Source organism: Glycomyces dulcitolivorans (assembly GCF_003265355.1).
GTDB classification, from domain to species: domain Bacteria; phylum Actinomycetota; class Actinomycetes; order Mycobacteriales; family Micromonosporaceae; genus Glycomyces; species Glycomyces dulcitolivorans.
This window is the reverse complement of the sequence record NZ_QFRW01000327.1, coordinates 1-25,445: the sequence shown is the minus strand read 5'-3', so window position 1 is coordinate 25,445 and position 25,445 is coordinate 1. Positions and strand designations below refer to the sequence as shown.

The 25,445-nt window shown below is 70.1% G+C and carries 26 protein-coding genes and 1 tRNA gene; 14 read left to right on the top strand and 13 right to left on the bottom strand.

Features of this window, described 5'->3' with window-relative positions; translation table 11 throughout:
- Positions 1-46 precede the first annotated feature (46 nt).
- The 5 genes from DI269_RS25195 (at position 47) to DI269_RS25175 (ending at position 5,110) form a co-directional block, all read left to right on the top strand.
- Positions 47-1,273 (top strand): ArsB/NhaD family transporter, encoded by a 1,227-nt coding sequence (locus tag DI269_RS25195; RefSeq protein WP_112141158.1) that lies wholly within the window; start codon positions 47-49, stop codon positions 1,271-1,273.
- A 90-nt stretch (positions 1,274-1,363) separates the two neighbouring features.
- Entirely contained in the window at positions 1,364-2,362 is a 999-nt protein-coding gene (locus DI269_RS25190; RefSeq protein ID WP_112141156.1) for a hypothetical protein, read from the top strand.
- Between the two features lie 32 nt (positions 2,363-2,394).
- Positions 2,395-3,171, top strand: coding sequence for a hypothetical protein (locus DI269_RS25185; RefSeq protein ID WP_112141154.1), 777 nt, complete (start codon positions 2,395-2,397; stop codon positions 3,169-3,171).
- Between the two features lie 14 nt (positions 3,172-3,185).
- The gene (locus DI269_RS25180; protein ID WP_157975199.1) at positions 3,186-4,223 is read left to right on the top strand and encodes a hypothetical protein; all 1,038 of its coding nucleotides are present in this window, start codon (positions 3,186-3,188) and stop codon (positions 4,221-4,223) included.
- A 59-nt stretch (positions 4,224-4,282) separates the two neighbouring features.
- Positions 4,283-5,110 carry an MOSC domain-containing protein gene (locus DI269_RS25175; RefSeq protein ID WP_198667742.1) on the top strand — a complete coding sequence of 276 codons (828 nt, stop codon included), beginning with the start codon at positions 4,283-4,285 and terminating at the stop codon, positions 5,108-5,110.
- Between the two features lie 47 nt (positions 5,111-5,157).
- On the opposite strand, the gene DI269_RS25170 is transcribed toward DI269_RS25175, so the two are convergent.
- Positions 5,158-6,096, bottom strand: coding sequence for a DUF6528 family protein (locus tag DI269_RS25170; RefSeq protein ID WP_157975198.1), 939 nt, complete (start codon positions 6,094-6,096; stop codon positions 5,158-5,160).
- A 140-nt stretch (positions 6,097-6,236) separates the two neighbouring features.
- Here DI269_RS25170 and DI269_RS25165 point away from each other — a divergent pair, with 140 nt between their 5' ends.
- On the top strand, positions 6,237-6,650 hold the full coding sequence (locus tag DI269_RS25165; protein ID WP_112141146.1) for a hypothetical protein: 414 nt from the start codon (positions 6,237-6,239) through the stop codon (positions 6,648-6,650).
- A gap of 23 nt (positions 6,651-6,673) precedes the next feature.
- Here DI269_RS25165 and DI269_RS25160 read toward each other — a convergent pair whose 3' ends face one another.
- Genes DI269_RS25160 through DI269_RS25135 form a run of 6 tightly spaced genes read right to left on the bottom strand, consistent with a single transcriptional unit; the run spans position 6,674 to position 9,714 of the window.
- A complete protein-coding gene (locus DI269_RS25160; RefSeq protein ID WP_157975197.1) occupies positions 6,674-7,015 on the bottom strand; it encodes a hypothetical protein in 342 nt (113 codons plus the stop codon).
- A 54-nt stretch (positions 7,016-7,069) separates the two neighbouring features.
- Positions 7,070-7,570, bottom strand: a complete 501-nt coding sequence (locus DI269_RS25155) for a hypothetical protein (RefSeq protein WP_112141142.1) — start codon at positions 7,568-7,570, stop codon at positions 7,070-7,072.
- A 6-nt stretch (positions 7,571-7,576) separates the two neighbouring features.
- Complete coding sequence (locus tag DI269_RS25150) at positions 7,577-8,293, bottom strand: hypothetical protein (protein WP_112141140.1); 717 nt, start codon at positions 8,291-8,293, stop codon at positions 7,577-7,579.
- 4 nt (positions 8,294-8,297) lie between these two features.
- A complete protein-coding gene (locus DI269_RS25145; RefSeq protein WP_112141138.1) occupies positions 8,298-8,999 on the bottom strand; it encodes a WXG100 family type VII secretion target in 702 nt (233 codons plus the stop codon).
- Between the two features lie 2 nt (positions 9,000-9,001).
- Positions 9,002-9,322, bottom strand: a complete 321-nt coding sequence (locus DI269_RS25140; protein WP_112141136.1) for a type VII secretion target — start codon at positions 9,320-9,322, stop codon at positions 9,002-9,004.
- A 5-nt stretch (positions 9,323-9,327) separates the two neighbouring features.
- Positions 9,328-9,714, bottom strand: coding sequence for a YbaB/EbfC family nucleoid-associated protein (locus DI269_RS25135; RefSeq protein ID WP_112141134.1), 387 nt, complete (start codon positions 9,712-9,714; stop codon positions 9,328-9,330).
- A 358-nt stretch (positions 9,715-10,072) separates the two neighbouring features.
- Between DI269_RS25135 and DI269_RS25130 the strand changes: the two genes are divergently transcribed.
- The gene (locus DI269_RS25130) at positions 10,073-12,121 is read left to right on the top strand and encodes a DEAD/DEAH box helicase (RefSeq protein WP_198667741.1); all 2,049 of its coding nucleotides are present in this window, start codon (positions 10,073-10,075) and stop codon (positions 12,119-12,121) included.
- A 72-nt stretch (positions 12,122-12,193) separates the two neighbouring features.
- Positions 12,194-12,778, top strand: coding sequence for a DUF4291 domain-containing protein (locus DI269_RS25125; RefSeq protein WP_232822899.1), 585 nt, complete (start codon positions 12,194-12,196; stop codon positions 12,776-12,778).
- Between the two features lie 46 nt (positions 12,779-12,824).
- On the opposite strand, the gene DI269_RS25120 is transcribed toward DI269_RS25125, so the two are convergent.
- Positions 12,825-12,900 (bottom strand) — tRNA-Arg (locus DI269_RS25120).
- A 107-nt stretch (positions 12,901-13,007) separates the two neighbouring features.
- Positions 13,008-13,691: a hypothetical protein gene (locus DI269_RS25115; RefSeq protein WP_112141127.1), complete on the bottom strand. Its 684-nt coding sequence runs from the start codon at positions 13,689-13,691 to the stop codon at positions 13,008-13,010.
- Positions 13,692-13,820: 129 nt separating this feature from the next.
- Between DI269_RS25115 and DI269_RS25110 the strand changes: the two genes are divergently transcribed.
- Positions 13,821-14,948, top strand: coding sequence for a winged helix DNA-binding domain-containing protein (locus DI269_RS25110; RefSeq protein WP_112141125.1), 1,128 nt, complete (start codon positions 13,821-13,823; stop codon positions 14,946-14,948).
- Positions 14,949-14,975: 27 nt separating this feature from the next.
- Here DI269_RS25110 and DI269_RS25105 read toward each other — a convergent pair whose 3' ends face one another.
- The 3 genes from DI269_RS25105 to DI269_RS25095 are packed head-to-tail and all read right to left on the bottom strand — an operon-like array spanning position 14,976 to position 17,952.
- Positions 14,976-16,673, bottom strand: a complete 1,698-nt coding sequence (locus DI269_RS25105; RefSeq protein ID WP_112141122.1) for a DUF885 domain-containing protein — start codon at positions 16,671-16,673, stop codon at positions 14,976-14,978.
- On the bottom strand, positions 16,670-17,614 hold the full coding sequence (locus DI269_RS25100) for a prephenate dehydrogenase (RefSeq protein WP_112141120.1): 945 nt from the start codon (positions 17,612-17,614) through the stop codon (positions 16,670-16,672). Before DI269_RS25100 ends, DI269_RS25105 begins: the two co-directional genes overlap by 4 nt.
- The gene (locus DI269_RS25095) at positions 17,614-17,952 is read right to left on the bottom strand and encodes a GroES family chaperonin (RefSeq protein WP_112141118.1); all 339 of its coding nucleotides are present in this window, start codon (positions 17,950-17,952) and stop codon (positions 17,614-17,616) included. The genes DI269_RS25100 and DI269_RS25095 overlap by 1 nt, the downstream gene beginning before the upstream one ends.
- A 204-nt stretch (positions 17,953-18,156) precedes the next feature.
- On the opposite strand from DI269_RS25095, the gene DI269_RS25090 reads away from it, so the two are divergent.
- From DI269_RS25090 to DI269_RS25070, 5 genes are all read left to right on the top strand, one after another.
- The gene (locus DI269_RS25090) at positions 18,157-19,518 is read left to right on the top strand and encodes an AI-2E family transporter (protein WP_112141117.1); all 1,362 of its coding nucleotides are present in this window, start codon (positions 18,157-18,159) and stop codon (positions 19,516-19,518) included.
- Positions 19,515-21,452: an ATP-dependent DNA helicase gene (locus tag DI269_RS25085; RefSeq protein ID WP_112141115.1), complete on the top strand. Its 1,938-nt coding sequence runs from the start codon at positions 19,515-19,517 to the stop codon at positions 21,450-21,452. Before DI269_RS25090 ends, DI269_RS25085 begins: the two co-directional genes overlap by 4 nt.
- 339 nt (positions 21,453-21,791) lie before the next feature.
- Positions 21,792-22,421, top strand: coding sequence for a DUF47 domain-containing protein (locus tag DI269_RS25080; RefSeq protein ID WP_112141113.1), 630 nt, complete (start codon positions 21,792-21,794; stop codon positions 22,419-22,421).
- Positions 22,422-22,423: 2 nt separating this feature from the next.
- A complete protein-coding gene (locus DI269_RS25075; RefSeq protein WP_112141111.1) occupies positions 22,424-23,449 on the top strand; it encodes an inorganic phosphate transporter in 1,026 nt (341 codons plus the stop codon).
- Between the two features lie 95 nt (positions 23,450-23,544).
- Positions 23,545-24,306 (top strand): NUDIX hydrolase, encoded by a 762-nt coding sequence (locus tag DI269_RS25070; protein ID WP_112141109.1) that lies wholly within the window; start codon positions 23,545-23,547, stop codon positions 24,304-24,306.
- Here DI269_RS25070 and mshD read toward each other — a convergent pair.
- Positions 24,293-25,249 (bottom strand): mycothiol synthase, encoded by a 957-nt coding sequence (gene mshD, locus DI269_RS25065; RefSeq protein ID WP_112141107.1) that lies wholly within the window; start codon positions 25,247-25,249, stop codon positions 24,293-24,295. The genes DI269_RS25070 and mshD overlap by 14 nt on opposite strands.
- Between the last annotated feature and the right edge of the window lie 196 nt (positions 25,250-25,445).

Below are 25,445 nucleotides of genomic sequence, written 5' to 3'. Positions count from 1 at the left end.
TCACTGACCGTGGCCGCCGGGCCGATCGGTTCCTACCATTGGCCCGGTGACCGAAACCCCGACGCGCGTCCGGCGTGCCCTCGACTGGCTCGACCTGGTCAGCCTCGGCGTCCTCGCCGCCGGGCTGCTGTGCTGGGCCACCGGGGCGCTTCCCACGGACGGCGCGCTCGCGAGCCTCGGGCGCGTCGCCCCGCTCGTGCTGTTCCTCGGCACAGTCATGGTCATGGTCGCGATCGTCCAGGCCTCGCAGCTGTTCGACGTCGCCGCGCTGGGCCTCGCCCGCCTCGCCCGCGGCAGCCACGCCGCGCTGTTCGCGGCCTGCGTGCTCCTCGCCTCCGCGACCACGATCTTCCTCAACCTCGACACGACGATCGTGCTGCTCACGCCCGTCATGCTCGCCCTCGCCGCCGCCACCCGCGCCCCGGCCCTCGCGCTCGCGATGACCACGGTCTGGCTCGCGAACACCGCGAGCCTGCTCCTGCCAGTCTCCAACCTGACGAACCTCCTCGCCGCCGACCGCATCGGCCTCGACCCCCTCGCGTTCGCCGCCCGCATGTGGGCCCCGCAGCTCGCGGTCCTCGCCGTCACCGCCCTCTGCCTGTGGGTCGGTTTCTGGCGCCGCCGCCACCGCGAACGGGACCGTTATCTCGTCCCCGCCGAGCCGCTCCCGATCCGCGACCGACGCTTGTTCTGGACCGCTGCCGCGGTCTGCGCCGGGTTCGTCCTGGCCGTGGTCGCCGAGGTCCCCATCCAGATCGTCTCGACCGCCGCGGCCGCCGTCCTCGTCGCCCACTGCGTCCGGCGCCGCCGCGACCTGCTCTCCTGGCACCTCATCCCGTGGCGGCTCCTCGTCCTCACCGCGGGCCTGTTCCTGCTGGTCCCGGCCGTCATGCGCCACGGCGGCGACGCCCTCGTCTCCCATCTCGCCGGCAGCGGCGCCGGCGACGCGGGCGTCTTCCGCGCCGGCCTCACCGGCGCGGGCCTGTCGAACCTCGTCAACAACCTGCCCGCCTACGCCGCCGTGGAATCGGTCGTTCCGCACGGCAGCGGGGACGCGCTCCTCGGCGTCCTCATCGGCACCAACGTCGGCCCGCTGATCCTGCCGTGGGCCTCCATGGCGACCCTGCTCTGGTTCGACCTCGTCACCGGCCGCCGCCCCGGCGTCCCCGAGGACCAGCGGATCCGGGTCCCGCTCGGGCGCTTCGCCGCGACCGGCGCGGTCCTCGCAGTGACCGCCACGACCGCGGGCCTGGCCGCGCTCGTCTGGCTCTGAGCACACGACCGATCCGGAACGCAATACCACTATGGAATGAAAGTTCGCGGTTCGACCGAATAAGCCGTCATCATTGGTCATAGTGCTCCCATGGCCATCTCTGGGAACACGGGCCCCACGCGACGCCTGACCCGCCGCACCGTCCTCACCGGCGCGGCCGCCCTCCTCGCCGGAGCCGCGGCCGCCGCCGCGAGCCCCGCCCGCGCAGCAACCGCCCCCCACATCTATGCCGCTGCCACCGGCTGGACCGGGCGCGGCGGCGAACTCCTCGTCCTCACCGCCGAGACCGATTCCGACCGCGCCTCCGACCATGTCCTCCGCGTCCTCGAACCCGCCGAAGCCGCCGACGGCACCGTGACCGGCGTCCTCGGCCCGCCCCTCCCGCTGCCCCTGCCCGCCGACTTCACGCCCCACTCGATGGCCGCGACCGGCGCGACCCTGTGGCTCACCGGCGCCAGGGAACTCGCCCCCGACCGCGCCCGGCCCGCCCTCGTCCGCATCGACGAAGGCGCCGGCGAATACGTCGACCTGCCCGTCCCCCAAGGGATCCGCTCTGGCCTCGCCACCGCCGTCACCCCGTTCGGCGGCGGCCTCGCCGTCGCCGTCGAAGGCGGCCCCGACGAGCACCTCACCATCCTCTCCCGCAGCCACCTCGCCGTCTCCCACGACGGCGGCCGCACCTGGACCGAGCAGCAGCTCGCCACCGGCCTCGGCGAAGGCAACGGCACCGTCCTCGCCGAGACCGACCGCGGCCTCTTCGCCGCCGTCGCCGACGGCGCGGGCACCCAGTACGCCTACACCGGCCGCCTCACCGAATCCACCGGCCTCGCCCTCACCCCCGCGGGCACCGTCGCGAACGCGGGCCGCCCCATGGCCGCCGTCGCCGACGACACCCACGTCAGCCTCTACTCGGACAAGGACGGCGCGATCACCGAGACCCGCTTCACCGACGACGCTCGCACCGAGACCGCCTTCGGCGGCACGGCCCTCGACTGCGCCTGCCTCGGCGAGATCCTCGCCGTCCCGGGCCGCAGGGGCCTGTGGCTGGAGACCGACGGCACGACCATCCACATCAGAGGGAATCGATAGCGACAGGGAATCTATAACGACGAGGAGGACCGATGGCATTCCCCAGCAGCGGCAAGGCGTTCGCCCGATCGAGCTGCGAACTCCCCGACGTCACGCGCGACTGGCTGTGGGCCACGGCCTGGAAGATGCGCTACCGGACCGCCTTCACCGGCGACGGCTTCGGCGTCCACCCCTCCGCGACCTCGTTCACGATGCACGCGGAGACCCACAAGCAGGCCGGACGCGTGGTCCGCGACCTCGACGCCCTCGGCCGGACCTACGGCTACAACGGCGGCACCTGGCCCTACCAGTGGACCGGCGTGGCCGGCGCGAAGGTCTGCAAGCCCGGCTACCACCGCTACGGCGCGGCCATCGACTTCACCCACTTCAACTGGGGCGAAGAGCTCTTCGTCGACACCGCCGTCCACGGCAAGGCCCGCCGCTACCTCCGCCGCCGCTACCTCGCCGTGATCGCCGTGTGCCGCAAGCACTTCGGCACGGTCCTGCACTGCTACAACGACCCCGACGGCTCCCACTGGAACCACATCCACGTCGACCGCGGCCGCCGCGCCGTCGCCGCCGACTGGGACTACCAGACCGACACCACGATCATCCAATGGGCTGCAAGGGATCTCGCCGGAATGTCCAAAGTGACCATAGACGGCGACTTCGGCCCGCAGACGAAGAAGGGCCTCGAAGCACTCCGCAAAGCCTTCAAGACCGAGGAGCTCGACCCCACCGCGTCCTCGGCGAACTACCTCGTCTGGCTCGACCTCATCGCCCGCCACGGCATGGCCGACCAGGACGCCGGCGCCTACCGGGCCGAATGACGAAGGAGGACACCATGATCCGACGCAGGACCCGCCTGGCCGCCACCGCGGCCGCCCTCGGCCTCCTCGCCGCCACCGCCTGCGACCAGGTCGCGGGCGGCGGCACCGACGCCGGAGTCTTCTACGGAATCGGCGACGACCACCTCCTCTACCGCTGGGACTCCGCCGCCGCACCGGCCCACGACCAGGAGCCCGCCGCCGCACCCGTCCTCGACCTCAGCGGCGTCTGGACTGCTGAAGGCGACGTCGGCACCGTCCTGCGCGCGTCCCTGAGCATCGACCCCCGCCAGCAGACCGCCGCGTGGATCGAAGGCGCCTCACCGAACGCGGTCCTCAAGTTCGGCGAGCTGGCCTCCGGCGAGATCACCACCGCGACCGAATACCCCCTCGACCACGCCTGCATCGACCCGACCTGGCTCGCCGACGGCTCGGCCCTCCTTGTCCACCGCGGCGCCGTCTGGGGCGCCGAATCCAGTACCGCCCAGGACGACACGACCCCGATGCCGGTCCAGGCGTGGGGCGCGACCGAGTGGTACTCCCCGACCGCCGGCCAACTTCCCACCACAGTGGACCTGCAACCGGTCGGCTGCCACCTGCGCTGGTACACCGCCGACGACGGCACCGCCCAGGCCCTGTACCACAACCTCCCCGTCAGCGAGCTGTACCGGATCGACGCCGAGGGAACCGTGCTGGAGACGATCCGGGTCGGGGGCTTGACCGGTACCGAGCCGCTCACGATCGGCCTCGTCGGCGTTGACCCGACCGGCCGGTACGCGTGCGTGGTCGACGACTACGGCCCCTACGGCGCCTTCAAGGGAGGCTTCACGATCCGCGCCCAGGAGGGCACTCGCGTGATCGACCTCGACACCGGCGAAGCGGCAGGCTCTGAGGGCTCGCCGACCTGCACGTCGCTCCACGAGGACGGCTACGTGAGCCGCTCCGACGCCGACGTCAGCTTCATCGACTACCAGGGCGAAACGAAATGGACCGTGGAACTCCCGGCCCAGATCAAGGAGTCGCCGGTGCTGTTCTACTACCCGGCCGAGTCTTAGGGCCGGTGTCGGGGCCCGGCCCTAGCCGGTCGCACGGTCAGCGGGCTTACGATGCTGTCGTGAACACACTCGCCGCCATCCGCCGCCACCCCCTCAAGTCCGCCGCCGCCGAGCACCTGACCGAGACCGCGATCGGCAAGCGCGGCCTGGACGGCGACCGCACCTGGGCGTGCTTCGACGCCGACGGCACCATCGGCACCGGCAAGCAGCCGAAGCTGTGGGGCTCGCTCCTCGACGTCACCGCGACCTACGTTGCGGGACAGGACGACTCGGATTCCGAGGTTCTGCTGACCGTCCCCGGCGGCGCCCCCGTCACGGCCGGCACACCGGAGGCCGACGCGGCCCTCTCCGCCTGGCTCGGCCGCCCGATCCGCATTACGCGGACCGCGCCCCAGGAGGTCAAGCGGCACCACTGGTGGCCCGACGAGCCCGGCATGATCCCCGAATGGGCCGCCGACGCCGAGCCCGGCAGCGAGACCGTCCAACGCGTCGGCGGCGCCGCCGACGGCCGCTTCTTCGACTTCGGGCCCCTCCACCTCGTCACCACCGGCGCCCTGGAGGGCTTGAGCACCGAACACGGCGCCGCGGTCGACCCGACCCGCTTCCGCCCCAACCTGATCCTCGACCTCCCCGCCGACCCCGAACCGGGCCGGCAGATCGCCATCGGCGACGACGTGCTCCTCGAAGTCACCCTCCCGACCCCCCGCTGCATCATCCCCTCGATCGCCCACGGCACGGCCCCGGCCGACCCGGGCCTGCTCAAGACCCTCGCCGCGAACCACCGGATCGAGGTCCCGGGCTACGGCCGGGCTACGTGCTTCGGCTTCTACGCCGACGTCGTCACCACGGGCAAGGTGCGAACCGGCGACAGGGTAGAAGTCCGCTGACAGAAAACGGCCAGGCGGAGAGCCGCCTGGCCGTTCAATACGTGCGCCTAGTTGTAAGCAGTTGTGTAATACCGAGCTTTGTAGAATTCGGCGCCCGACCGGGTCTGATCGGCTGACTGCGAGAACACGACCGTCGGGCTGCCCCAGTCGCGCGAGCCGGCGTTGTCGCCGCGCACGTAGAAGTACTCGCCGGTGCTCATCTTCACGTACGCCTTGATGCGGGTCGTCGTGTGCAGCGTGGTCTTCGCCAGCGACGACTTGTTGATCGAGTAGACCCCGTACGAGTCCGAGACCTGCATGAGCGACGAGTTCGAGAAGTCGGGCTGGAGGTCGTGCCCGAGCCCGGACAGCGTCACCTTCTTGCTCGACGCCTTCAACCGGATGTTCCGGTAGGTGCCCGACACGGTGTACGCCTGGACGATCTTGTCGCCCGAGGCCCACAGCAGCGAGTTGTTCGGGTCCCAGACCACGCCGTGCGCACCGGCCAGCGACACGGTCTGCACCTTCGCGAGCGTCGACGGGTCGGAGATCTTCGTGGGCGCGTACACGGTCAGGAACCCGTCCGAGGAGGCCGAGACGAACGCCCCGAGATTCGGGATCCGCTCCAGCGCATGCGGATTGCCACCAGGCGTGGCACTCCACAGCACATCATTGAGCTCCTGGTCCTTCTCGTCGGTGATGTTCCAGATCCCGACCTTGCCGCCCGAGGCGGCCGCCAGCCCGATCGCACCGAACTGGGCCGTGTCCCGGATGCGGCAGTCGGAGAGGTTCGACCACCCGCCCGTCCCGGGGCTCCAGGACTTGTACGCGTTGGCGTTCGTGAACGCCTTGTTCTTGTCGAACACGAACACCTTGTTGGCGACCTGCTCCGTCACGATGACCTTGAAGTTCGCGGTGTCCGCCGCCGCGATCCCGGCACCGACGGCCCCGGCCGTCGCCAGAGGCGCGCCGATCGCGAGCGCCCGCAGCAAGTTTCGTCTCTTCACGAGTAGCTCCTCTAGGGGGTAGGGAGAGTCCGGACCCGATCCGGGCCCTGAACCGACCCCAGTGTGCCCCACCGAATCCAGGCTCCGGCGCGCACCTGCTGTTCACCCACGCAACGGCACCGGCCCACTACACTGCGGAAATGAACCCGCTCCGCCGCCTCCTCTACGGCCCCGGCCGCCTCCCCGGCGACCTCCACACGGCCCTCCGAGCCGAAGGCCTCACCATCCTCGCCGAAGCCGTCCCCGGCTCCGTCACCTACCGAAACCTCAAAACCCCCGGCCGCCGCGCCAACTGGATGCGCGAGCCCCTCGTCGTCGCCATCGCATTGAGCACCAAGCGCTTCGTGGTCACCGCCCGCCGCTCCAAGCACATAGACGTCCCCATCACCGCCCTCACCCGCTACAACATCCAGGTCACCAACCCGAAACCCGACCAACTCCTGATCGAATACGACCTGAACACCACCAACCCCACCTGGCAAGGCCAAGTACAACTCCGCCTCAAAACCAAAGAAGCAACCCGAATAACCCGAACCCTCACCCAACTCCAGTAACCCCGGTAGTTCGAGCCGCGTGGTTATCGAAAGACCCTCCAGGTCACGCTGTCCCCGGCCTTGAACTCGACCGCACCGCCGTCGAAGTCAACCCGCAACCCGGCCACCTCGCCGACTTCGTTCTTGATCTCCGACACGCCCACAACGGAATCGAAGCCGGGTGTCCCCAGCGGGCCGTCGGCGTCCTCGAACCGCCAGCTCTCAGGCGGCTGCGCCCAGTCGGGGAGCCGGGGCCAACTTCCGTCCTCGATTCGCAGGGTCCAATCCGTATCCGAGGTGAGCAGCAGCGAACTGCCGTCAGCGAGCACCAGCAGGTATGAATCGGGTGCGAATGCGCCGCCATCGGAATACGACAGCGCCTTCATCCCCGTAACCTGCGAGGACGTCATCTTTTGCAGCAATGAGGCCAGCGGTAGCGCTCAGGTCCGATACGGGTTGAAACCCTCCGGCAGGCCGATGACGGGAATCTCCGGAGCCCCCTTGATCTCCTCGATGGCACCGGTGACGGTGAAGACGCCTTCGTCCAAGTCATCGACATCCACGAGCACCTCACCGAACGACCCGTCCTCCGCCACCAGGATCCAGAGCGCATCAGAGGCGGCATTCGGAGCCGCGAGAACCGCGCGGGCCTTGAGCCTTGCGCACAACTGCGAGGCGACCGCGGCTTCGGGAAGCTCCCCGACCAACGACGCGAACTCCTCGCCGGCATTGAAGACCACATACTCGCCGTACCGGTCGGGATCGCGCTCGATGAGGACCGCCGGCATCCCTTCAACCCTCGCCTCGACCGCATGCGCCTCGCCCTGCCGCCAATCGAGCGCCTCGATCAAGTCGGCCGAAACGCCGAAGACCGCACTGGTCGCGCTCACGACCTCCTCAAGCCGTACACGACTCAGGAACTGAAAGCTGTATCCGTCCATTCCCGCCTATCCCTGGTATCGGTTGCTGTGCTGGAACACGTCGAGAGCGGCATCCCAGACTCCCGGCTGGTTCAGGTACGGGTTCCTCGAGATGTTCTGTCGGGCCTGATCCAGGTCGCCATTCGTTCCCATCATTTCCTTCAGTACCTGGTACTCGGCTCGGTTGAGATTGACGAATCCGTCGCCGCTTACCGGGAAGAGCGTACCGCTCGGCATTTCCATGCCGTAGATTCGACCGTTCACCTCGTACCGCTGCGTATCGGGATTCCATGTCGCATTCCCGGCCTTGATGTCCGCGATGTCCCCTGCCACATCGGTGCCGGGGAGGACGATCGTGTTCTCATTCTTCGCCGGGTTGTTGGGCCGGATCTGATTGAGGTTGTGCCGCTTGTTCGGCATTCCCGGATCGATCTTGGCCGCAGGGCCTTCGACCGGTTTCTGCGGGTCGGTGATGTCCGGCTGGCCGTCGCCGTCGGAGTCGCCTGCACGGCCGGTCTTGGCCTCGGTGTCGGCGGTGTCGTGGACCTCGGCCATTTCGGTGGAGGCGTTCTTGCCCTGGAAGTCCAGGCGTTCCTTGCGTTCGTCAGAGTCCTTGGGGCGGCCGGTGAGCGGGTCGACGTCGTTGTCGCCTCCGCCGGGGGTCGAGTCGCCGCCTCCGGGTTTCTTGCCCGCGAGGGCGAGCCCGATGCCGAGGAGCAGGAGGAGCCGCAGCGTGCGTCGCATCGCCTCACACCCCCAGGAGGGTCTTGAGGTTGGTGAACGACTGCACCAGGGCCATGCCGTAGCCCATGATGATGCCCGCCCACTTCACCACCGCCGCGACGATCTGCGCCGCGATGACCGGGATGGTGACCACGAAGATCGCCTCGACGGCCCACACGATCACGTGCCCGACCAGTTCGGCGATCAGGTCGCGCACGATCTCGTGCGTGATCTGGACCAGGCTCCCCGCGCCCTCGGTCGCGGCCGCCATCGCCTCGGCGGTCGCCGCCAGAGCCGACGCTGAGGTGACGTTGTGGGCCATAAGCGACTTGTACGACTCGGCCGCCTCCCCGGTCCAGGTCGGCATGTCCGCGTCCAGGTGCGCGGTCAGGTCCTCGACGATCGCCAGCAGCTCGCCGGACATGTTGCTCCACGTCTGCGCGTGCGCCATGACCACGTCGGCCTTCCCCGTGACCTCCTGGAGCATCTCCCGCAGCGGCTCGAAGTACTCCAGCGCCCAGCCGATGCCCGCCGACAGCAGTGCGCTGAACGGGTCGAGCACCGACCCGACCACTTCGAGCGCGAACCCGCCGCCGGCGAGCAGGTCGTCCACCCAGCCTTCGGACTTGAACGCGTCGATCATGCCGTGATAGGAGTCCAGCGGCCCGGCCCCCGTGTACCACTTATTGGTCGACTGGACCGGCGCGATGAGCGAGTTGTCGGACATCCCTACACCCCCATCCGGTCGCGCAGCTCCGAGAACGCCGTCCCCGAATCCGAGTCGCTGGTCTCGTACTCCTCGGCCGCCGCGCGCAGCGCGTTCGCGGCGATGGTGAAGTTCTCGGCGAGGTACGACGTGATCCGGTCCTGCGTCTGGTGCCGCGACTCCATGCACCCGGAGATCCAGCCGCACAGCGTCCCGTACGCCTCGTCGTCCTGCTCGATGTAGTTGCTGGCGTCCATGACCGCGTCGAACCGCTCCTTGAGCGTCTCCAGGTACCTGGCGTGCGCCCGCAGTTCCTCGGGATCGACGGTGTATCCGCTCCCCATGGCGCTCAGCCCTCCTCGTCGGTCTTCGGCATCAGCTGCGACCGAACCCGATTCGCGATCGCCTGCCCCGCAGCCGAATCCGCCCCGAGCGTCTCCGAGATGATCTCCGCAGACCGCTCCGCGATCTGCGCCTTCGCGACCTGGATCGCGGCCAGCACCGCCTGCGCCGTCTCCTCGGTACTGATCCGCCGGGTCCGCTCGCTCAACACCAGGTCGACCAGGTTCCCGCTGGAATCCACGGTCACCTGCGCAAGCCCGAACGGGTCGGCCGCAACGACCTTCAAACCCTCGAACTGCTCGCTCATCGCCTGCGTATCGGCGGCAAGCCGATCGATCCGGCCCTTCCACGCCTCAAGATGCTGTCTGGATGCCTCCGGGTCGGGGATTCCCATACGCACTCCTCATTCAGTTGACGGCACAAGGGGTCATGCGCCGGTGACAACCCGAGAGCTTATCGGAGTTCCGCCACCGGATGGGTCAAGCGTCTCCGAGTGCGGCCGAACCTGAGACGCCGGTCGGTGTTTTCACAGCGTTGACGGCGGGAACGATCGCTGGGGCGTCCCGGCTCATACAATGGGTGCCCTCCCGACCCCTGGAGTCCCCATGGCCAGCACTCGACCCGACAAGCGGAAGCTCCGCGAGCGCGCTCGCGAACAGGTTGCGCGTGCCCGTGAGACGTTGCGGCAGTACGAGAGCCTGGCCGCCGCGCCTGCGCAGTTGCGCAATGCCGTGCGTGGGCATGCGGCGGCGATGGCGAGTGAGGATGTGTCCGGGCGGCTCGTGACGATGCGGGTCACGGAGTTGAAGAAGGTCGCCAAGGGGCTGCGGCTGGCGAAGCTGGAGCAGGCCGGGATCACCACGGTTGCTGACGTGCTTGCGAACTCACATGAGCAGTTGATGCAGATCCCGGGGGTAGGGGCGCAGACCGTCGACGAGGTGAAGGCCGCGGCGGCGTTGGTGGCGGAGCGGTCTCGTGTGGACGCCCGAACCCGGTTCGACCCGGTGCGGCGGGACCCGCGGCAGACCAGGATTCTGGCGCACCTCCAGGCGGAGCGGGCGGCGACGGAGGCGGTCGGGGAGCTGCGGGAGGCCGTGCACCGCTTCCGGGAGCGGGCGATGCCGTACTTCGCGGCGGCCGACCGGGCCGGCAGCAGACTGGCCATGTTCTTCTCAAGGCGGAAAAGAAGAGTCGAGACGCTGGCGCGCCTTGACCTGCTTGAGGCCGTCAATGCCGAGCACGAGACCCATGCGCTGGAACGCGATCTCGCCACGGCGCTCGACCGGGCCCGGCCCGAGCGGTGGAACTCCGATGAGCTGTGGCGCGACTACGAGCGCCAGGCGGCGAGCGTCAACACGCAGTTCGCGAAGATCACCGGCGCCGATGCGGAGGACGCCGAGCGCGCCGAGGACTTCGTCGGCGAGGACCTGCGGCAGGCGATCGAGACGCTGCCGTTCGACCGGTCGCTGCTGCGTACCGATCTCCGCTTCTACCAGCTTTTCGGCGCGAAGTACGTGATCTACCAGAAGAGGGCGATCATCGGCGACGAGATGGGCCTGGGCAAGACCATCCAGGCCCTCGCGGTCGCCGCGCATCTCGCTGCGAAGGGCCAGCGCCGCTGCCTCGTCATCTGCCCGGCGAGCGTCGTCCCCAACTGGCTCAACGAGATCCGCAAGCACACGAAGCTGGAGGCGTTCGGCCTCCACGGGCCCGGCAGGGAGGAGGAGGCCCGGAAGTGGCTGCGCCGCGGCGGGGTCGCGGTGACGACGTTCAACACCATCGACCGGCTCGAATCGCTGCCGCAGCGTGCGAAGATCGCGCTGCTGGTCGTTGACGAGGCCCACTACATCAAGAACCCGAACGCGAAGCGCAGCATGGCGGTCGGTGCCGCGATCGGCCGCTCGAAGCGGGCGCTCCTGCTGTCCGGCACGCCGATGGAGAACCGCGTCCAGGAGTTCAAGTCGCTCATCGGCCACCTCCGGCCCGACCTCGCGGAGCAGGTCGGCCAGGGCGACGAAGTGGTCGGCGCCGAGGACTTCCGACGCACGGTCGCTCCGGTGTACTTGCGGCGCAACCAGGAGGACGTGCTCACCGAACTGCCCGAGAAGATCGAGGTCGAGGAGTGGGTGCAGTTCAACGGGAGTGACGAGGACGAGTACCGCGAGCAGGTCCGGCGCCGCAACCTCATGGGCATGCGCCGCGCCTCCTCGGCCATGCCGGGCTCGGCGAAGCTGGAGCGCCTGGCCGAACTCGTCGACGACGCGGGTGCCGAGGGCCAGAAGGTCATCGTGTTCTCGTACTTCCTCGACGTGCTCAAGGCGGTGGGTGAGCGGATCGGGGACGTCGCGATCGGCCCGATCACCGGGAAGGTCGCCGCCGCGAAGCGCCAGGCCATGGTCGACGAGTTCGCCCGCCGCGAAGGCCCCGCCGTGATCCTGGCGCAGATCGAGGCCGGCGGCGTCGGCCTGAACATCCAGGCCGCCTCGATGGTGGTCCTCGCTGAGCCGCAATGGAAACCGAGCATCGAGCAGCAGGCGGTCGCCCGCGCCCACCGCATGGGCCAGACCCGCCGCGTCCAGGTGCACCGCCTGCTCGCCAAAGACGGCGTGGACGACCGGATCCGAGAGGTCCAGGAGCACAAGGAACTCCTGTTCGAGCACTACGCCCGCCGCAGCGACGCGAAGTCGACCGGCGCCATGGCGACCGCCACCGCCGTGGCGACACTCGACGACGACTCGATCCCCTTGGAGCAGCGCATCATCGCCGCCGAACGCTCCCGCCTCGGCATCGACCGCCGGTAAGCGTCCGAATCGCGCTTGCGGCCGTCCCCGCGTCCTGCGAACATCCGGGTCATGGAAAACCCCCGACCCCCGATGCGACAGATCCGCGCGGCCTACGACGACAAGACCATCACCGTCTACCAGGCGTACGACCCCCACATCGCCGACCCGGCCCTCGCCGCGCAGACCTTCGTCTCACCGTTCAAGCGCGACCGCATGACCTGGATCAAGCCCTCGTTCCTGTGGATGATGTACCGCTGCGGCTGGGCGACCAAGCCTGGTCAGGCCCGGGTCCTCGCCGTCTCGATCACGCGTGAGGGCTTCGAATGGGCCCTTGCCAACTCCTGCGGCAGCACGCCCGCACAGGACGAGACGCACGACGCCTGGAAGCAGCGCCTCGCCGACTCCCTGGTCCGCGTCCAGTGGGACCCCGAACGCAGCCTCCGACTCGGCAGGCTCGACCACCGCTCCATCCAGATCGGACTCTCCGGTGATGCGGTCCACCGCTACGTGAAGGAGTGGATCACCGGCATCGCCGACGTCACGCCGCTCGCCCATCAGATCGCCGAGCGCATCGAAGCCGGCGCCTTGGAACAGGCCCGCGAACTGCTTCCCGCAGAGCGGCCCTACGTGCTCACCGAAGCCCTCGCCGCTCACGTGAAAGCGGATGCGGACTGAGCGCGGACAGCAAGAAAGCCAGGTCTCAGACCTGGCTTCTCTGTGGTGGTGCGCCGCGAGGGATTCGAACCCCCAACCTTCTGATCCGTAGTCAGATGCTCTATCCGTTGAGCTAGCGGCGCTTGGCGGCTTGATCTGTTCGATCAGGCCGGGCATAACCTTACCTGGCGCTGCGTCGAGGCTGCAACCGGGTTCGATGGTGTGCTGTGGGTCATTCGTCCCGGTCGGGTCAGCTGTTGTCAAGGACCGTGCGGGTGAAGGCGCGCCAGGCGTCGGGGAGGCGTTCGGCGCGGTCGGGGGCTTCGGCGGCGGTCCAGAGGGCCAGTTCGGCGTCGAGGACGTCGGAGCCGAGGAGGTAGCGGTCGACGAATTCGGCGCGGTGCTCGCGGCCGGGGAAGAAGTAGTCGGCGGCGGCGAAGAGGGCGACGTAGGCGCGGTGGACGCCGGTGATGATCGTCTCGGCGATCTCCCAGTGGTCCGAGGCGGCGCGGAGGCGCGCGGCAACGGCGTCGGTCTCGGCTTCGAGCGCGTGGCGGGACGCGTCGGCGAGGGCCTGCGGGAACTCGGTCACCTCGGCGCGGGCCTTCGAGCCGAGCTCGGAGTCGTCGGCGAGGAGCGTGCCCTCGGCGAAGGCGCCGATCACCCGGAGCGGTTCGGAGTGGGGGTGCCGCCAGCCTTCTCCGCGGTTGAGCTCAGCCAGGAGCTCCTGGAACTTCGCGACGGTGAGGTGCACCGCCTCGTCGCTGGCGTCCTCGGGGACCTCGCCGGTCTCCCACACGCACACGAGTTCGGCCTCCTCGCCGAACCCGGACAGGGCCGGGCCCTGCGCGTAGGCGAACGCCAGGCGCTCGTCGTCGTTGATGTCGGCGAGGACGTCGGTGGAGAGCCTGAGGACCGCGTTCGGAAGGGACATGCCGCAATTGTGTCCGTTCCTCGCAACCGCGTCCACCCGGTCAAGCAGAGGTTTCGTCCGTGATTCCGGCCATTGGGGCGCGTGGTTCGGCGGAGGGCTCATGTCGCCTTCTCCCGCTAGCATGAGCGAATGTCGACACCCACCGGAGACCTCACCCCCGCAGGCATCGCGGCCTGGCGCGCCCGTTCGCAGCGACTGTGGGGCGAGCGCTTCGCGACGCCGCTGGAGGCGTTCCGGCACCTCGGGGTCGTCCAGTCCCAGGAGTACCAGCCCTCGAAGCTGACGCCCGCCATGCGGGCCGTGCCGGACCGGGACGGGCTCGCCTATGCCGGTGCGGACTCGGTCGACGCGGTCATCGACCGCGGTGAGGTCGTGCGCACCCACGTGCTGCGCCCGACCTGGCACACCGTGCCCGCCGAGGACCTGCGGATGCTGCTGGCCGCGACCGCCGACCGGGTCATGCAGCTCATGGGCACGAACAACCGGAGCCTGGGCCTGACCATGCAGATCCTTGACGGCGCGGCCGAGGCGCTCGCCGCCGCGACCGCCGGCGGGCGGCACCTCGACCGGGCCGAGGTCGTCGAGGTGCTCACCGAGGCGGGGGTGCCCGATCCGAGCGGGGTGCGGCTGTCGCACCTGCTGGAGCACGCGGAGCTGACCCAGGCGGTGTGCTCGGGCACGCCGAAGGACGGGAAGCAGACGTACGCGAACTTCGAGGAGCGCGTCCCGGCCGGCGAGATCGGGAAGGACGACGCGGTCCGGGCGCTCGCCGAGCGGTTCTTCAACTCGCGCGGGCCCGCGACGGTGAAGGACTTCACGCGCTGGGCGACCCTGAAGGTCGCCGACGCCAAGGTCGCCGTCGGCGAGCTGGGCCTCAAGGAGCTGCGCCACGACGGCCGCGTCCTCTACTACGCGGGCGAGCGCCCCGAGCCGGTCGAGGGCGGGCCGGTCGTCGACTTCGTGCAGGGCTTCGACGAGATGCTGTGCTCCTACACCGACACCAAGGACTGGGTCCTGCACCACTCGGTGCCGCGCAGCCTGTTCCCGGACCGGCCGCGGTTCAACTCGGCGATCCTCCTGGACGGCCAGGTCATCGGCAACTGGAAGGCCGCGGTGAAGAAGGACCGGGTCGTGATCGAGACGTGGCGCGCCCGCGGCTTCACCGCCGCCGAGATCGCGGCCCTGCGCCGCGGCGCCGACCGGCTGCGCGCCTGGTTCGGCAGCCCCGAAATGGAACTCGGCCTCGAACACGACTGAGCGCGATCGAGGCCGAGAACGGTGTCGTCAGAGGCGCGCCAGCGCCTCGGCGAACGGGGTGAGGCCCATCGAGCCGAGGTTCAGGGCGTCGGTGTGGAACTGCTTCAGGCTGAACTCGGCGCCCTTGCGGCCCTTGTAGTCCTCGCGGGCCTGCATCCACAGGCGCTCGCCGACCTTGTACGACGGGGCCTGGCCGGCCCAGCCGAGGTAGCGGTTGGTCTCGAAGGTGAGCATGTCGTCCTCGATCGTGCGGGTGTGGGCCCGCATGAACTCGAACATCTTCTCGCCGTCCCACTCCTCGCCCTGCCGCCAGCCGAACGGGTTGTCCGCGGGGATCGCGAACTCGCAGTGGAGGCCGATGTCGACGATGACGCGGGCGGCGCGGAACGCCTGCGCGTCGAGCATGCCCAGGCGCCCGCCCGGGTCGTCCTCGTAGTAGCCGAGCTCGTCCATGAGCCGCTCGGAGTAGAGCGCCCAGCCCTCGCCGTGGCCCGAGCACCACATCATCTGGCGCTGGAAGCGGTTGAGCAGCTCCACGCGGGCCATGGTCTGGCCGACCTGGAGGTGGTGGCCGGGGACGCCCTCGTGGTACACGGTCGACTTCTCGCGCCACTTGCCGAACAGCTGCTGGCCCTCGGGAACCGACCACCACATCGCGCCCGGACGCGAGAAGTCCTCGCTCGGGCCGGTGTAGTAGATCGCCCCGTCCTCGGTCGGCGCGATCTTGCAGTCGATCGTGCGGATCTGCTCGGGGATGTCGAAGTGCTTGTCCGCGAGGTCGGCGATCGTCGAGTCGGCGAGCTCCTGCATCCAGTCGCGGAACACGTTCTTGTCGGTGAAGTTCTCGTCGGGGTCCTGGTCGAGGAACGCCACGACCTCCTCGATCGACGCGCCCGGCTTGATCCGCTCCGCGGTCGCGCGCATGTCCGCCTCGATGCGGGCCAGCTCCTGCCAGCCCCACGCGTACGTCTCCTCCAGGTCGATCTCCGCGCCGATGAAGTAGCGCGACGCCCGCGAGTAGCGGTCGCGGCCGACCGCGTCCTTCTCGGGTGCCTGCGGGGCCAGCTCCTCGCGCAGGAACAGCGCGAAGTTGTGAGTGGCCGAGCGCGCCCAGGCCGCGCTGTTGCCGAGCGCGATCTTCAGCGGCCCCGAGGTGATCGGCTCGCCGTCGATCGTCACCGAGCTGATCAGGTTCGCCCAGAAGTCGGTGCCGGGCCCCTTGATGCCGTTCCAGTTGTCGCAGTGGGTGGCGACCTCCAGGACCTGGCGCTTCGCGGCGACGCGGCCGGCGGCGGCCTCGGCTCGGAGCGTCTCGGTGAACTGCTTGAACGCTTCCGTGACGGCGGCCAGGCGGGCCGCGATGTTCTCGGCGGCGACCTTCCCGTCCTTCGGCATGAGGTCGAAGATCTGGCGCACGCCGTGCACGGGGGAGGCGAGCACGTTCAGGTCCAGGTAGGCGTCGCCGGCCTCGTGCCGCTCCAGCTGGAGTCGCAGCCGCTCCAGGATGGCCTCCTTGGCGACGCGCTCGCGCTCGTCCTCGGGCTCCTCGGCGTCCAGGTCGGCGATCGCCTGGCGGGTGAGCGCGGCCTGCGCTTCGAGCCCGGCGGGCGAGAGGTCGTCGATCTCATGGTCGTGTCCGGGGACGCCCATGGAGGTGGCGAACAGCGGGCTGAGGGCGATGGCGTCCTCGACGTACTTGTCGGCGATCTGATCGATTCTTCTCATGGAGTGGACTTTACGCGAGGTCGCCGGACGACCGCGACCTCACTTTCCACGGCCTCGACCCACCCTCCGCCCCTGCCCAGGGCGAGGAGCGCGTCCCCCGTGAGGGTGATCTCCTCCGCCTCTCCGGGCGCGGGCGGCCAGGCTGCGCGGACCGCGCGGGCCCGGTCGAACCAGCCGGCGACGGCCTCGGGGCGGTCGCGCTCGGCGTCGACCGACTGCCACGCCTCGTCGAGCTGCGCGCCGAAGTCTTCGAGGGCCGCGAGGAGCTCGGCGCGGTTGCCTTCGACCATCCCGGTGAACAGCGCGGTCGGGCTGGCCGCGACGCGGGTGCCGTCCCGGTACGACCCGGCCGCGAGCGCCTGGGAGAGCGGGTCGTCGGCGGTGTGGACGAGGGCGGCGGCGACCAGGTGCTCCAGGTGGGAGATGCGGGCGGCGGCGCGGTCGTGCTCGGCGGCGGTGGCCGGGACGACGCGCGCGCCGATCGAGGTCCACAGGCGCGCGAGGGTCAGCCAGTCGCCGAGGGCGGTGTCCGCTTCGAGGCACAGGACCCAGACTCGGTCGCGGAAGAGGCCCGGCTCGGCGCTGGCGAACCCGGCGGTCTCCTTGCCGGCCATGGGGTGTCCGCCGACGAAGCGGGGGTGCGCGGCGAAGGCGCGGAGCGCCTCGGACTTGACGGAGGCGGTGTCGGTGACCAGGCCGCGGTAGCGGCCGGCCGGGAGCGTGTCGGCGGCGACCGCGTCGAGGTGGCGGACGGGTGCGGCGACGACGGCGACGTCGGTGTCGAGGAGGTCGGCCGGGTCGGCGGTGACGGGGAGGTGCGCGGCGGCGGCCTCGCGGGTCGCGGGGTCGGGGTCGTGGCCGATCACGTCGTGGCCGGCGTCGGCGAGGGCGAGGGCGGCGGACCCGCCGATGAGGCCGAGCCCGGTGACCGCGACGCGCATCAGAGGTAGAGCCCCGTGCCGTCGTTGTCGACGCGTTTGGCGGCGACGGCGTGGATGTCGCGCTCGCGCAGGAGGATGTAGGTGCTGCCCTGGATCTCGACCTCGGCCTTGTCCTCGGGGTCGAAGAGGACGCGGTCGCCGTTCTCGACCGAGCGCACGAGCGGCCCGACGCCGACGGCCGCGGCCCAGTGGAGGCGCCGGCCCATCTGGGCGGTCGCGGGGATGACGATCCCGGCGGCCGAGCGGCGCTCGGAGTCGGCGTCCTCGCGCACGAGGAGGCGGTCGTGCAGCAGGCGCACGGGCAGGCCGGTCGTCGAGTCCAACGGAGTTTCGGTCACAGCGCCCCACCCTACCCTCGGTCCGGCCCCCGGGGGCTGGCGTGTCGCGCGCCGGGCCCCCGGCTCAAGGGTGCCTGCGGGGTGCGACAACTTGGGGCGGTGGCGCCTGCGGGCCCCGTCTCGGTGGTGCTGGCTGGATGGGGATGGTCGCACCGAACCGGTACGGTACGTGGTGACGTTGCACCCGCGTCTTTGGGAGAGACCGTGAGCCGATTCCGCCGTACGACCGCCCGGGCCCGCCAACTCTGGGTCGGGATGCGGGTCAACCCGGTCGCCGAGCGGGCTCTGGCCGGGCGCGGGGAGGACGAGCCGGCTCCCGAGGACGCCGGCGGCGGCGACCTGCCGCCCGAGGACCCCACGCCGGTCGACCCGGAGCACCCCGAGCGCCGCTACGTCCCGACCGGGCTGGTCGTCGGCGCCGCGTGGTCGTGGCGGCTGCTCATCATCGGGACGCTCTTGGCCGTGGTCCTGTACCTGCTCAGCCGCGTCACCATGGTCGTCATCCCGGTCGTCATCTCGTTCCTGCTCGCCGCGATGCTCCAGCCCCTCGCGGCCTGGCTGATCCGCCACCGCTGGAACAAGTCCCTCGCGTCGATCGTCGTGCTCATCGCCGGCCTCGCCGCGGTCGGCGCGATCATCACGTTCGTCATCCAGCAGTTCATCGAGGGCGTCCCCGACTTCTACTCCTCGATCGTCACCGGCCTGCGCGACGCCCAGGACTGGCTCGAAGCCGGCCCGTGGGGCCTCGACGGCGCCCAGGTGGCCGAAGTCCTCGCCGACATCCAGAACCAGATCACCGACTGGTACCAGGTCAACCAGGAGACGATCGTCCAGACCGGCCTCTCCCTCGCCGGCTCGACCGCCTCCGGCCTCGGGAACTTCGTCACCGGCCTGTTCCTGGTCCTGTTCACCACCTACTTCTTCATCCGCGACGGCCGCCGCATCTGGACCTTCCTCACCGGCTGGCTCCCGCGCCCCGCCACCGAGTCGATGCGCTACGCCGGCGGCGCCGGCTGGTCGACGCTCGTCCAGTACATGCGCACCATCGTGGTCGTCGCCGCCGTCGACGCGATCTTCATCGGCCTCGGCCTGTGGCTGCTGAACATCCCGCTGTGGCTGCCGCTGACCACCCTCGTCTTCCTCGGCGCGTTCATCCCGATCATCGGGGCGACCATCTCGGGCGCAGTCGCCGTCGTCGTCGCGCTCGTCGGCACCGAGAACGGACTCGTCAACGCGCTCATCGTCCTCGGCATCGTCCTGGCCGTGCAGCAGCTCGAATCGAACCTGCTCCAGCCGTTCCTCATGAGCCGCGCCGTCAAGCTCCACCCCCTCGCGATCGTCCTCGCGGTCACCGCGGGCGGCTTCGTGTGGGGCATCATCGGCGCGCTCGTCGCCGTCCCGCTCCTGGCGATCGTCAACGGCACCGTCCGCGCCCTCAACCGCTTCAAGGAGGCCCGCCGCGAAGCCCAGGCGAGGGGCCTCGGCGACGGCGAGGCGACCATAGCGGCCGCCCACGCCGACGGCGACCCGATCGACGGCGGGCGTCAGGCGGCCCAGGAGGCATGAGCGCCGACACCGAAGCCCTGAAGATCCTCGACGCCGCAGTCGCGGCCACCCCCGGCGGCGCCACCCGCGACGGGCAGCGCGAGATGTGCGCGGCCGTCGCCACCGCCGTCGACTCCGGGAAGCACCTGCTCGTCCAGGCCGGCACCGGCACCGGCAAGTCCCTCGCGTACCTGTGCGCGGCACTCGCCACCGGCAAGACCGTCGTCGTCTCCACCGCGACCCTCGCCCTCCAGCACCAGCTCGTCGCCGTCGACCTGCCGCGCCTGGTCGAGGCCGTCGCGCCCGTCCTCGGCCGCAAACCCTCCTTCGCGCTCCTCAAAGGACGCCACAACTACCTCTGCAAGCGCAAGATCGCCGGCGACGAGGAAGAGGACGACGGCGCGATCGAAGGCACCGAGCAGCTCAAATGGGCCGGGCAGCAGGCGTCCTTCGCCAAGCAGGTCCAGCGCCTCTACGACTGGGCCAACGACACCGACACCGGCGACAGGGACGACCTCGACCCCGGCGTGAGCGACCGCGCCTGGAAGCAGGGCTCGACCACCTCCAGCGAATGCCCCGGCGCGAAGGACTGCGCGCAGGGCCCCGACTGCTTCGCCGAGCTCGCGCGCGCCCGCGCCCACGAGGCCGACATCGTCGTCACCAACCACGCGCTCCTGTCGATCGACATGATGAACGAGCGCTCGGTCCTCCCCGAGCACCAGGTCCTCATCGTCGACGAGGCCCACGAACTGGTCGACCGCGTCACCAACGCCGCCCGCGCCGAGCTCCACCCGGCCCGGCTGCGCTGGCTCGCCCAGCGCGGGCGCCGCCTCATCGACACCGATGTGGCCGACCAGATCCGCGAGGCCGCCGACTCGCTGGAGAACGCCCTGAACATGGCGGGGGAGCGGCGCTTCTCCGGCGACCTGCCCGCGCCGCTCACCGAGGCGCTCAACCTCGTCAACGCCTCGTGCGTCAAGGCCACGACCCACCTGAGCGCCCTCGACGCCGAGACGAAGAAGCAGCTGAGCGCCCAGCAGCTCAAGGCCGGCCTGGTCGAGGCGATCGAGACCGCGGGCCGGTGCATCGGCCCCGCCGGGGACGACGTCATCTGGGCCGAGCCCAACGGGCCCGTGCTCGTCGCCGCGCCGCTGTCGGTCGGCGGGCTCCTGTCGGCGATGCTCTACGAGGACCGCACCGTCATCGCCGCGTCCGCGACCCTGACGCTCGGCGGGAAGTTCGACACCGTCGCCCGCAACATCGGCCTGCCCGGGGACGGGCACGGCTGGACCTCCCTCGACGTCGGCTCCCCGTTCGACTACGCCAAGCAGGGCATCCTCTACGTCGCGGCCGCGCTGCCGCGCCCGACCGCGTCGGGGCTCTCGGCCGAGGCCGGGAAGGAGCTGCTGCGCCTGGTCGAGGCCAGCCGCGGCGCGACCCTCGGCCTGTTCTCCTCCAAGAAGGCCGCCGCCGAAGCCGCCGAACTCCTGCGCGCCCAGACCGACTACTCGATCCTGCTCCAGGGCGAGGAGACCCTCGGGTCCCTGGTCAAGCGGTTCAAGGAGGAGGACTCGACGTGCCTCCTCGGGGTGATGAGCCTCTGGCAAGGGGTGGACGTGCCGGGCATGACCTGCCGCCTCGTCGTCGTCGACCGCATCCCGTTCCCGCGCCCGACCGAGCCGCTGACGGCCGCCCGGTCGGAGGCCGCCGACGCGGCGGGCCGCTCGGGCTTCGCGGAGGTCTCGGTCCCGGCCGCGGCGATCCGGCTCGCGCAGGGCGCCGGGCGGCTCATCCGCCGCACCGACGACCGCGGCGTCGTCGCGATCCTCGACTCGCGGCTCCAGACGAACCGCTCGTACGGGAAGTTCATGCGGGACTCGCTGCCGCCGTTCTGGTACACGACGAAGTCCGACTCGGTCGCCGGCGCGCTCGGAAGGCTCGCCGACAGCGCCTGAACCGGCGCGGCGAACCTCGGAGTCCGCTCGGAATTCGGAGTGCGCGCGTGCGCCCGCATATTCCATGCGCTTCGGGGAACCCGCTTCAACGTGCCCGGAACGGGAGACGGTGTCCGCTTCGGGAGCGCCGAATACATCGAAGATGAACACTAGATGAATTCGAATGAAACCTTTGCATAACCCCAGCTTGGAGCGGTTTCGTGGAGTCTCACACAGGCGCCTTCACGATCTTGTCTCGCGTTCACCTGGATGTTAACTTCGGCGTGACGATTTCCAGCCGTCCCCTGGCCCGATCGGTACAGTGAGGACAGTCAAAGCGACCGAAAGCAGGGGTGCCCGGTGCGGTTCTCGCTGAAGCCTCAGGACGACGCGTTCTACGCCTTCTTCAACGATGCTGCGGACAACATCCGCCGCGGCGTCGGGATCCTGTCCGAGCTGGGCGACGACGCGCCCGACTTCCAGAAGATCTCCGAGCGCCTCGTCGACGTCGAGCACGACAACGACCAGCTGACCCACCGCCTGTTCAACAAGGTCAACTCCACGTTCGTGACCCCCATGGACCGCACGGACATGTACCACCTGGCCGGGAAGCTCGACGACATCCTCGACCACATCGAGGCCGCCGCGAACCTCGTCTACCTCTACGGCCTCTCCGACCTCCCGGCCCTGCCTCGCGAGATGATCGAGCAGATCACCGTCCTCGGCCAGCAGGCCGACCTCCTCGTCGAGTTCATGCCCAAGCTCAAGGGCCTCAACTCGTCCATGCAGGAGTTCTGGGTCGAGTGCAACCGCCTGGAGAACGACGGCGACCGCGCGTACCGCATGCTCCTGGTCCGCCTCTACTCCGGCGAGTACGAGGCCCTGACGGTCATGAAGCTCAAAGAGGTCGGCGACGAGCTCGAAGCCGCCTGCGACTCGTTCGAGTCGGTCTCCAACGTCGTCGAGTCCGTCTACGTCAAGGAATCCTGAGCGTGGACAGCGTCACCATCGCGGTATTCCTCTGCATCGCCGCGGCGCTCCTGTTCGGCTACACCAACGGCTTCCACGACTCCGCGAACGCCATCGCCACGTCCATCTCGACCCGGGCGCTCAAGCCCCGGGTCGCGCTGGCGATGGCCGCGGTCGGCAACTTCGTCGGCGCGCACCTGGGCGCGAAGGTCGCCAAGACCGTCGCCGAGGGCATCGTGGTCCTGCCCACCGGCATCGAGGGCCTCCTCATCGTCATGTCGGGCCTGCTCGGCGCCATCACCTGGAACTTCATCACCTGGTACTTCGGGCTGCCCACCTCGTCCTCGCACTCGCTGTTCGGCGGCATCGTCGGCGCGACCATGGCCGGCGGCTGGCTCCTCGCCGACGACGCGAACATCTGGGTCCTGTGGCACGGCATCGTCGACAAGATCGTGCTGCCCACGCTGGTCTCCCCGGTCGTCGGCTTCGTGCTCGGCTTCCTGTTCATGATCGCCGTCTACTGGGCCTTCCGGCGCGGGCGCCCCGACAAGCTCAACCGCGGCTTCCGCCACGCGCAGACCGTCTCGGCCGCCGCGATGGCCCTCGGCCACGGCATGCAGGACGCCGCCAAGATCATCGGCGTCATCGTCCTCGCCCTCTACACCGGCGGCATCCAGGACAACGCCACGCACATCCCGCAGTGGGTCTACTGGGTCGCCGCCGCCGTCATGGCCGCCGGCACCTACGCGGGCGGCTGGCGCATCATCAAGACGATGGGCCGCAAGATCATCGACCTCGGCCCGCCCCAGGGCTTCGCGGCCGAGACCGTCGCCAGCTCCGTGCTGTACGCGAACACGTTCCTGCTCGGCGCGCCGATCTCGACCACGCACACCATCACCTCCGCGATCATGGGCGTCGGCTCGACCGGCGGCAAGCGCGCGGTCCGCTGGGGCGTGGCCCGGTCGATCGTCATCGCCTGGATCATCACGTTCCCGATCGCGGCCCTGGTGGGCGCCCTGTTCTACCTGCCCATCCAGTTCCTCGGATAACGCGACGAGGACGCGGCCCGGCCCTGGCGGCCGGGCCGCCTCCGTTTCCGCCGTTGCGCACCGGCAATGGCCCCGATTGGGCTAGCGTGACTTCCATGTCCATCCAGCGCTTCGGGAAGTGGGACTTCAGGGCGGTCGACTCGGCGTCGGCGGCCCGCGCCCTCGACCGACTCAAGGAGCAGGGCGCTCCGGCCGAACCCGAGCGCGCCGCCGTCGTCGTCCTCCTGCGCGAGGCCCCGCTGCGCGTGTTCCTGCTGCGGCACGCCGCCAAGGAGCCGTTCGGCCTCCCCGCGATCGGCCGCGCCGACCTGCCGGGTCCGGGCGCGCGCGAGCGCTGGGCGCACCTGGACGTGGACTCGGGCTACGAGCGGTCCTCCCACGGCCCCAGGGGGTCCCTGTACGGCTTCCCGGGCGGGCGCCACAAGCCCGACGACCCCGACGTCGCCATGACCGGCGTGCGGGCCGTCGAGGAGGAGACCGGCGCGATGGTCGCCCTCCAAAGGGCGTGGGCCCGCTGGGTCACGCCCGAGTACGAGCAGGTCCGCTTCGACACCTGGATCTACGTGTCGACCCTCGCCGAGGGCTTCCAGCCGCGCATCCGCGTCCGCGAACCCGAGTACGCCACCTGGATCGGCCCCGAGCAGGCCGTGTGCCAGTACGGCGGCCAGATGTCCATGCCCGAGGCCACGACGCTCGCCGAGCTGTCGCGCTACTCCACCGTCGGCGAGGTCTTCGCCGCCGCCGAGCAGCGCGAGATGTCGCCGATCCTGCCGCGCGTGAGCCTCCGTGAAGGCGAGGCCCGCCTGGTCCTGCCCGGCGAAGAGGACTACCCGGCCGGGGCGCTCACCCGCGCGTGAGCGGCTTCGCCCACTGCACGTCGGTGCGCACCACCTCGAAGCCCTGCTTCCGGTACAGGCCCACGGCCTTCGTGTTCGACTCGTCCGCGTAGAGGTCCACCTGCTGGATGCCATGCGCCGCAAGGTGGGCGAGCCCCGCCAGCGTCAGCGTCCGGCCGAGGCCGGTGCCCTGGGCCCGGGGGTCGACGCCGAGGACGTAGACCTCTCCGATCCCGCCCTCCACTTTGGTCCAGTGGAAGCCGAGCATGCCCTCGTCGTCCTCGGCGATCAGGAGGCCGTCCGGGTCGAACCAGGACTCCTCTTGGCGCGCACGCAGATCCGCGGCCGTCCAGCGTCCCTGCTCGGGGTGGTCGGCGAACGCGGCCGCGTTCACCCGCAGCCACTCGGCCTCGTCGCGTCCGGACCTGAAGGGCCGCAGGCGGACGCCGTCGGCGAGCACCGCGGCCGGGGCCTCGCCCTTCGGCCAGTTCTTGCCCGCGCCCTCGGGCCACGCTGCGGGCCAGGGGAACCCCCCGAGCTCGCGCGAGAACTGGAACAGCACCCGCGCCCGCTCGAACCCGTGCGCGGCCGCGAAGCGCTTCGAGACGTCGAGGTCGCCGTGCGCCCAGACCCGGAGCTCGGCGGCGCCGGGAGCGACGGCGCCGGGCTTGACCCAGTCCAGGACGGAGGTCAGCAGCCGGTCGCCGACCCCGCGGTTCCGGTGCCCCGGATCGACCGCCAGCTCCGCTTCCGCGACGTCCCCGACGAGCTCGGCGCCGGCGTACGCGATGACCGAGTCGTTCAGCGGCACAACGAAATGCCTGCGGTGCTTGTCGGGGTGCTTCGACAGGCCGAGGGTGGTCTGCTCGTTGAAGGGGGCGATGCCGTCCGCCTCCTCGCAGCGGCGGGCCATGGTAACGATTCTGTGAATATCCCGACCCGGAAGTGAAGCATGTTGCGCCATGGGGTTACTCTATTCCTGGACTCAGCACCGTGCCGGGGTGCTGAGTCCTTTACTTTGCCCAGAGCGCTGTCATGACCTCGCGCGGGCGGGCGGTGGCGGAGAAGGTGGGATTCGAACCCACGGTGGGTTTTGACGCCCACGCCGGTTTTCAAGACCGCTCCACAAACCATGAGTGACCTGCGGTCAGGGACAGGGC